The organism is Pediococcus damnosus (assembly GCF_001437255.1).
Lineage (GTDB): Bacteria > Bacillota > Bacilli > Lactobacillales > Lactobacillaceae > Pediococcus > Pediococcus damnosus.
In genome coordinates, this window is the sequence record NZ_JQBD01000083.1 from 1 (window position 1) to 8,442 (window position 8,442).

Sequence of the window (8,442 nt, forward strand, 5' to 3'; positions counted from 1 at the left end):
AAAACCTACATTTTTAAACTGCCCTTGACATAAGTTCATCCCCATATGAAATTGAGATAGGAATCGCAGTAAGACAATCAACGCAATTGGAATCGCAATCCATAAAATTCTCCGGGTCCGTTTTTTCATTAAAGCGGAAAAACTCCCAAAAAATGATCCTGCGACTCCCACTAACCAAAGTAACAACCACTCATAAAGAATCTGGGTAAAAATATTTCCGACACTTGTGGATCCCAGAAACTTTCCAAATGCATCATCATAAAATGTCGTAAATTCATTTCCAACGTTTGGCTGAACAATTAAATAAAAATAGCAATAATTGATTACACTCATCAATAAGCTGTTAACTCCAGTAACAATAAGGGTTGCTTGCCAAACAGTTCGTCGCGAAATTCCATTTTGAATGTAAAACTTAAATGGTTCATACACGCGGTGACCAATTACAAATAAAAACAGCATCGAAATAAATGGCAAAATATCATTTTGTAACAAGTTTTGAAATGAAACTCCATGCAAACTTCCTGTAAATAACAACGCAAAAATTACAGGGAGGACGAACACAGCAGCAAATGTCAAAACGTATGTATATCCCATCAACTTCAAATCACGTTTAAATAAGTTTCGCATAACTAATTTTGTTTTCATTTGGCCTGCCCCTCCTCACTAGTTAAGTGGATAAATAGTTTTTGCAAATCCATTCGTGAAATTTGAACTGTGTCCGGAATTTCTCTAGTGTCGTTCAATTTTCCAAACACATAGTTGCCCTTCAAGTTTCCCAAAGATTCAGAACCAATCACATTCAAGCCTTCTGTATAACTATCCACAGTTTCACCAGGTCCCGTAATTACATAGGCTTGAGCCAACATATGATCCACGTCGTCGTCCACCAAAATTTTCCCGTCTTCAATAACAAACACGTGCTCAATCATGTTAGCAACTTCTTCAATCATATGGGTCGAAATTACAAAGGTTCGCGGATGCTGACTGTAACTATCTAATAATTCTTTATAAAATAGCTCACGATGGTTGGCATCCAATCCCAAAATTGGCTCATCTAAAAACACGAAATCAACGGGTAAGCTTAATGCAATAATCAACTTAAAAATAGTTCGATAACCAGTTGATAATTGGCCAAATTTCAACTTAGGATTTAGCTCAAAGGCGTCACATAGGTGTTTTGCGTACGCATCATCAAATCCGCCATACATTAAACGAGAAGCCTGAAACAAATCTTGTAAACGCGCGCGTTTTTGATATAAATTAACTTCGCTCATCAAATACATTTTTCCAAGCAACTTATCATTTTCATGAACGGCCTCACCATCCATTGTTACTGAACCACCATTAGGAAATATCCGATCTGTCAGGATATTCAATAAGGTACTTTTCCCAGCCCCATTTCTACCCAACAATCCATAAATCCGGTTTGGCTCTAGCTCTAAGTTGATCTCTTTTAAAATTTGTTTGTGCCCAAATTGTTTTGAAACATCATCAACTTTAATCTTCATTTGACTGAAACCCCCTCTTAATCAGTTGAACAAGTTCAACCTCGGTTAACTTTAGATTCTTAGCTTCTAACACAATCTTTTTGACGTAATCTTCAAAAAAGGCGGCCTTCCTTTTTTCCAAGATCAAATTATAAGCCCCTTTGCAAACAAACATCCCCAGCCCACGTCGTTTTTCAACAAGTTTTTCGTTCACTAGTATGTTTATTCCTTTAAGAACTGTAGCTGGATTTATATGAAACTCTCGTGACATTTCAGTCGTCGAAGGGACCTGGGTTTCTTCTTTAAATGCCCCTGTAAAAATTCCCTCTTCAATTTGATTGGCTACTTGTAAATAAATTGGTTCTTGTCCACTAAAATCAAATTGCATCTTATTCACCACCTCAAAACTGCATTCTGACAGTTGGTACCACTAATTTTTCATAAATTAATACTGTTATTAAGTAATATATCAAATATAAACAGATAAAAATCGTAAATGGTGTGGCCAAATTGGTATACGGATTCCCCATCAATGGTACAAACATCTTAAGACCAAATAACACATGAACGACGCCTAAAACTCCTGGTAAGAAAAACAAGACCCCAATTTCTCGTCGAATCGATTTTCGAATGAGCTTTTGGCGTGTGCCTAACCGATTCAACATCTGATAACGCCGCTTATCTAACTGAGCCCCAGATAAGATTTTAAACATAAGGCAGCTTGCCAACATGGTTAAAAAAGCCATTCCAAGAAAAAATCCGACAAATTCAAGCCCACCAAACACAATATTTGCGGATTGATAAATCGGATAAGCACCGCCTAGTGAGTCGATTGTCACCTGTGGATTTTTTATTTCACTAACCTGATTTTTAGCAATCCGATTCAAGATCTTGGCGCTTTTTGCAAGACCAGTTGTTTTTATCAAAACTAATTTACTGGGTTTCGCTTGAATCGTTTGAAATTCTTTTTGTGAAACAAATTTAATTTGTCTTAACTCATAATAGTTAGTTTGCAAACTCAACAATTGTTCCTGACCACGACCGCTATGTTTCAATTGGTTCAAAGTTAGCCTATGATTAGAAACCTTTTCTTTGTTTACTTTTGCCATCTCAAAAGGCTGTTTTTGAAAATCATCTGTTACAAAATAAATCGTTGTTCCTTTAATCTTTTGCCGATACGTTTGCTTTTCTTGCAAATCAAGCTGGTGAACCAGCCTTGTTGCTTGGGGTGTTTGTTTGTACACAGCCAAGTCATAGGCAGTATTACTTTTTGCCATTACTGGAATAATCCGATGATAGCCCATTCCAACCGTGATTGCCCCTAACGCTAAAGCAAATAAAATACTGACAACCGATAACATTTTTGTATAATCACGAATTCTAAAATTAAGTTGACCCAATGTAAATCCGTTAAGACCTTTAAACGCTAAATTTGTGGTTTTAAGACCATAAATTAATAATTGAAAAAGGGCATTAAATAAAAAATAAGTTCCTAATACGATTGTTACTAACGCAATGGGAATGGCCATGAGTTGTAAAATTTCAATCTTGGCCATGGCCCAATAACCGACCGCTAAAAGACCAATTCCGATTACCCCTTCAATATATCGCCACACTGTTACCTTCATTGGCTTATCGGCCTCAGAATTTCCCTTTAATAATCTTAAAACGGGTCGATGAAGGATTTTATGCTGGTTAATGATAGATGCCACCAAAAATAGAATTACAAAAAATAAAATGGTACTTAAACAAGCTGTATTATTCAAAGCTGTAAATTTTGTGATTTGCACACCGAGTTGCGTCATGAGTAATTGGGATAGTCCTTGTGTCAAACCGATTCCCACCAATACACCAACACCAGTTGAAACTAATCCAATCAGTAAGGTCTCCGTAAAAATTAATAACCCTAATCGTGATTTTTTACCACCCAACATCATGAACAGCCCATAGTCATGTTCACGCATCGTCATTAAAAATGAATTAGCATAAACAATATAAACTAAGGTAATTATCCCAAGCAGTACCGAGCCAAATTGAAATACAATTACTGCCAGTTTAAACGAAATATTTGCTTGGATTAAAGCCTTATTCGTGGCAATTGCCTCAAACATATAAAAAATTGCAGCTGAAATTATTAAACCAAAAAACAAAACCAGATAGTCTCGCCAGCGATCCCGGACATTTACAAACGCTAATTTAAATAACATCGACATCCTCCCCTTGATCATTGAAGGTGCCCAACTTATTCAAAATCGTTTGGTAAAACTCGCTCCGCTTTTGATCACCAGCTTCCAACTGTTCACCAATTTTTCCATCTTTAATGAACAAAATTCGTTCACAGTAACTAGCTGAAAAAGGATCATGAGTCACCATTAAGACTGAGACTTGTTCTTCATCGTTTACTTGCTTTAATGTTTCCAACAGTTCACGAGCATTTCTTGAATCTAACGCACCTGTAGGTTCATCCGCAAACAAAATCTGTGGTCGTGAGATAAGTCCCCGTGCTGCCGCCACGCGTTGTTTCTGCCCACCTGAAATTTCAACCGGATATTTATCCAAGAGTTGATTAATTCCCAGTTGCCCGGCAACTTGATGAACGAGCTCATTTGTTTTTCGTTTCTTGGCACCCTGTAGTGTTAAAGGCAAGCCAATATTTTCTGCATTGGTTAAACTTTCCAGAAGATTAAAATCTTGAAAAATGAATCCAATCTGCTTCGCACGAAAATCAGAAACTTGATTGCCATCTAACTTCGTAATATCTTGATTGCCAACCAAAACTCGTCCTTCCGTTGGCTTATCCATCGTTGCCAAAATATTAAGCAACGTTGTTTTCCCGGAACCTGAGGCCCCCATAATCCCCACAAATTCTCCTTGACGTACTTTAAAATTGACGTCCTTTAAGGCTGTATATTGCTTTTCAGTCTTTTTTCCATATACCTTAGTTACATGTTGAACATCAATCACCGTATTCTGATTCATTTAGTTTCTCCCCCGTTGGTTAATTGCTTACGTAACTAACTATATATGAGGCCTACTTAACTGTCAAGCAAAAAAACAACTTTTAAGCTCAAAACGGATCCTGTTAGGATTTGTTTCGAGTTTAAAAGTTGTTTTATTTATAATTTATAAAATTTAATCTAATTTTGCAACACTATCGTGAATCATTTGTGCTGAGTGAGCAAACTTAGCCTGTTCTGCTGTATCTAAAGGTAAGGTCACCGTTGATTCAATTCCATTCTTACCTACAATGGCCGGAATGCCTACATACGTATCGTATAAGCTACTGTAACCAGATACAGGACAAACAATCCGTGCATCAGATAAAACAGCTTGACCGAGACTTACGGCACAAGTAGCAATAGCATCCGATGTAAAGCCTTTTCCAGAAGCAACTTCCCAAGCACCCTGTTTTGCAGCATCAGCTAAAGCGTCAAAATCAAAGTCTTTTGCTTCAGGTAACTCCTTAATTGCTTTGCCCTGGACCCGCACACTGGACCATGCAACAAATTGAGTATTGCCATGTTCACCTAAGACATAGCCTTCAACACTACGTGAATTAATGTTTAACTTCTCACCAACTACTCGCTGCATTCGAGCTGTATCGAGGAAAGTCCCGGTTCCAAATACGCGCTGTTTTGAGAAACCAGTTAATTTCTGCAAGTAGCTTGTAACTGCATCACATGGATTCATAATATCGATGATAATTCCGTGAAATCCTGAAGCTACAATCTTGGGAGCAATTTCTTTTACAACTGCTGAGGTAAGTTTGAATTCGTCAAATCGGTTACCACCATTTGTGGATATCGACACATCCCCCGCTGAAATATACAATACTTCAACATCTTTTAGGTCCTCGTAATCTTGAATTGATACCTGTGTGGTTGTTGATAACCTTGCCTGAGCATCTTGTAAATCTACCTGCTCAGCACGAGCTCTTTTTCGATCCTTGTCAATTAAGACCAATGAATCAGCAATCCCTTTTGTAACTAACGTATAAGCAACTGTCCGCCCAACGTTTCCTACACCAATGATTCCAAACTTTCGCATGTTAAACACCCTTTTCCTTTTAATAAGTTAATCGTACCATTTTACAGATTTTGGTCAATATGTAAAAGAAACCCACAAAATGGTTTGCGAGTTTCTTTGATTCTTTTCCAAATTTTCAATAACCAACTTATTTAGCTGGTAAAACGGCGCCCTTGTATTCTTTCTTAATCCAATCTTGGGTACTCTTAGATTGTAAAGCTTTAACTAACTTCTTAATAGCCTTATTGTTCTTTTCGTTTGGACGAATGGCAACAATATTTTTGTAAGGTGATGATGACTTTTCAATTGCAACTGACTGTTTAACAGGATCCAAGCCACCTTGAACAGCGTAGTTTGCATTAATTACAACAGCATCTCCTTGGTTATTTTTGTACAATTGAGGCATCAACTTTGGTTCGTAACTATGTTTGAACTGTAGATGCTTTGGATTGGATGCAATGTCATCAAAGTTTGCACTTGTAATGTCCACACCCTTTTTAATGGTAATTAATCCGGCATCTTTAAAGATGGTCAAGACACGCCCATAATCAGGCGTATTGCTACTTACAAGTACGGTTGCATTTTTAGGTAAATCCTTCAAATTCTTGTACTTTTTAGAGAAGACTGCGATCGGTTCCAAATGAACAGCGCCAGCATCAATTAGATTGCCTTTGTTCTTAGCATTCCATTGTTTTAAGAAGGGAATGTGCTGGAAGTAGTTGGCATCAATATCGCCACCTGCTAAAGCTTTGTTAGGAAGCACGTAGTCTTGGAACACTTTAATCTTTAAATTAACGCCTTCCTTTTTCAACTCCGGTTGCACATGTTTCAAAATCTGTGCATGGGGAACTGCAGAAGCTCCAACGGTAATGGTGGTTGTCTTTGAACTTGTACTTGAGTCTGATTTCTTACCACAAGAAACCAATAAGAATGCAGTTGCGACGACTGCTAATAAACCAAAAACCTTACTTTTTTTCATATCCAAACTCCTCCTGAAAATTAATGTCTATTTTGTTAACACAAAATCTTATTTACGGTACGGATGACCATCCTCTCTACATCGCTAAAGCGACTACTCGGACTGGCCCCTCATGAAAATTAATGTCTATTTTGTAAATTCTAAAACTTACTTACACCATTTGAATCTTCATTCTAAACAACTCGTTTATCAACTTTCTTAGTTGCAAAGTCTCCAACAAACTGGAATGCAAAAACAATTAAAACAATAATGACTGTGGAAACAAGTGTAACGGTATTGTTACTACTTTCAAAACCTTCTTGATAGGCCAAATTTCCTAGCCCTCCAGCACCAATCGCACCAGCCATTGCTGTATAGCCGATTAACGAAATCGCTGTTACTGTAATTCCTGAAATCAAAGCAGGTAAACTTTCCGGTAGCAATACTTTTGTAATGATTTGCCATTGACTTGCTCCCATTGCTTCAGAGGCTTCCAGAACACCACGATCAATTTCGTGAAACGCAAGTTCAACCATCCGACCGTAAAACGGGGCCGCAGAAATAATCAATGATGGTAACGCAGCAACCGGTCCGATAATCGTTCCAACAACTTGTTTTGTGAATGGCAATAACAAAACGATTAAGATAATGAAAGGAATTGATCGGAACACATTAACAAAAAGTGCCACTATCCAGTTAATTGCTCGAACAACAAAACTCTTACTCCCACTTGTTTCAAATAGTAGTAATCCAATAAAGTAACCTAAAATTGCAACAGCCACGATGGAAACTACCGTCATCCAGATGGTTTCCCAAGTGGCACTTCTCATTTGACCCCAATCTACATTTTTAAAATCAAAATAACTTGTACTACCGTCCATTTTCAATCACCTCGGTTTCAACCCGCATCGTCTTTAAGTAATCTAATGCGCCATCAATGTCCGTTGAATCACCTATCAATTGTAAAAATAGTGAACCAATTGCGCCTTCTTGCGTTTGATGGATATTTCCTTCAATAATGCTAATGCGTAGTTTAGGAAACTTATGAATAATTTCTGAGACAATCGGTAAATTAGCTTGATTCCCATGGAAAGTCAACTGAATAATTTTTCCATTCGGATACTCTTTAAGCAGTTGTTCCACAACAACATGTGTATCTTCCGGAGAAGGCGCTGCTTCCGAATAAACGAATCGTTTGGTAATTGCCTGCTGGGGATGCTTAAACACCTCCATAACCTGACCTGACTCAATGATCCCACCACCATCTAGAACAGCCACATGGTCACAAATTTTACGAATCACATGCATTTCATGGGTGATCAACACAATCGTGATTCCCAATCGCTTATTAATGTCTCGCAGCAGATCCAAAACTTCATCAGTTGTTTGCGGATCTAAAGCGCTGGTTGCTTCATCAGAAAGGAGAATTTCTGGATCATTTGCCAAGGCCCTCGCCACACCAACTCGTTGCTTTTGTCCACCAGACAACTCAGAAGGATAAGCATCTTCCTTACCTTCCAACCCGACTAACTTAATTAACTCGTTAGCCTTCTTATGGCGTTCACTCTTTGAAACCTTTGCAATCTCTAAGGGAAATTCAATATTTTTTTGAACTGTTCGTGACCAAAGTAAGTTAAAATGCTGGAAGATCATTCCAATTTTATGTCGTTTCTTACGTAAGGCACCTCTGTTTAAACTTGAAATTTCTGTCCCATTTACTGTAACCGAACCGGTCGTCGGAGTTTCTAAGCCATTGAGCATCCGGATTAAAGTCGTTTTGCCAGCGCCAGAATAACCCACGATCCCAAAAATTTCACCATCTTCAATTTTCATATTCACATCTTTAATTGCTGGAACGGTTCCCTTATCTGTGGTGAAGGTTTTAGAAACATCTTTAAACTCTATCAAATAATCAACCTCCTCTTTCTTTTAGCAAACAAAAAAGGATCTACACTTTCTGGTATTGGTGAA

At 37.8% G+C, this 8,442-nt stretch carries 9 protein-coding genes; all 9 read right to left on the reverse strand.

What is annotated here, in order from left to right:
- A partial coding sequence (locus tag IV84_RS08670) for a hypothetical protein (protein WP_056986436.1) occupies positions 1-645 on the reverse strand: 645 nt, incomplete at its 3' end.
- A complete protein-coding gene (locus tag IV84_RS08675) occupies positions 642-1,508 on the reverse strand; it encodes an ATP-binding cassette domain-containing protein (RefSeq protein ID WP_046871389.1) in 867 nt (288 codons plus the stop codon). The genes IV84_RS08670 and IV84_RS08675, both read right to left, overlap by 4 nt.
- Positions 1,498-1,875 carry a GntR family transcriptional regulator gene (locus IV84_RS08680; RefSeq protein ID WP_046871390.1) on the reverse strand — a complete coding sequence of 126 codons (378 nt, stop codon included), beginning with the start codon at positions 1,873-1,875 and terminating at the stop codon, positions 1,498-1,500. Before IV84_RS08680 ends, IV84_RS08675 begins: the two co-directional genes overlap by 11 nt.
- A gap of 13 nt (positions 1,876-1,888) precedes the next feature.
- Entirely contained in the window at positions 1,889-3,694 is a 1,806-nt protein-coding gene (locus tag IV84_RS08685; RefSeq protein WP_046871391.1) for an FtsX-like permease family protein, read from the reverse strand.
- Entirely contained in the window at positions 3,684-4,466 is a 783-nt protein-coding gene (locus IV84_RS08690) for an ABC transporter ATP-binding protein (protein ID WP_046871392.1), read from the reverse strand. The genes IV84_RS08685 and IV84_RS08690 overlap by 11 nt, the downstream gene beginning before the upstream one ends.
- A 153-nt stretch (positions 4,467-4,619) precedes the next feature.
- The gene (locus tag IV84_RS08695; protein WP_046871393.1) at positions 4,620-5,534 is read right to left on the reverse strand and encodes an L-lactate dehydrogenase; all 915 of its coding nucleotides are present in this window, start codon (positions 5,532-5,534) and stop codon (positions 4,620-4,622) included.
- A gap of 127 nt (positions 5,535-5,661) precedes the next feature.
- Positions 5,662-6,492 carry a MetQ/NlpA family ABC transporter substrate-binding protein gene (locus tag IV84_RS08700; protein WP_046871394.1) on the reverse strand — a complete coding sequence of 277 codons (831 nt, stop codon included), beginning with the start codon at positions 6,490-6,492 and terminating at the stop codon, positions 5,662-5,664.
- A gap of 173 nt (positions 6,493-6,665) precedes the next feature.
- On the reverse strand, positions 6,666-7,352 hold the full coding sequence (locus tag IV84_RS08705) for a methionine ABC transporter permease (protein ID WP_046871395.1): 687 nt from the start codon (positions 7,350-7,352) through the stop codon (positions 6,666-6,668).
- Complete coding sequence (locus IV84_RS08710) at positions 7,342-8,379, reverse strand: methionine ABC transporter ATP-binding protein (protein ID WP_046871396.1); 1,038 nt, start codon at positions 8,377-8,379, stop codon at positions 7,342-7,344. Before IV84_RS08710 ends, IV84_RS08705 begins: the two co-directional genes overlap by 11 nt.
- Positions 8,380-8,442: the final 63 nt, after the last annotated feature.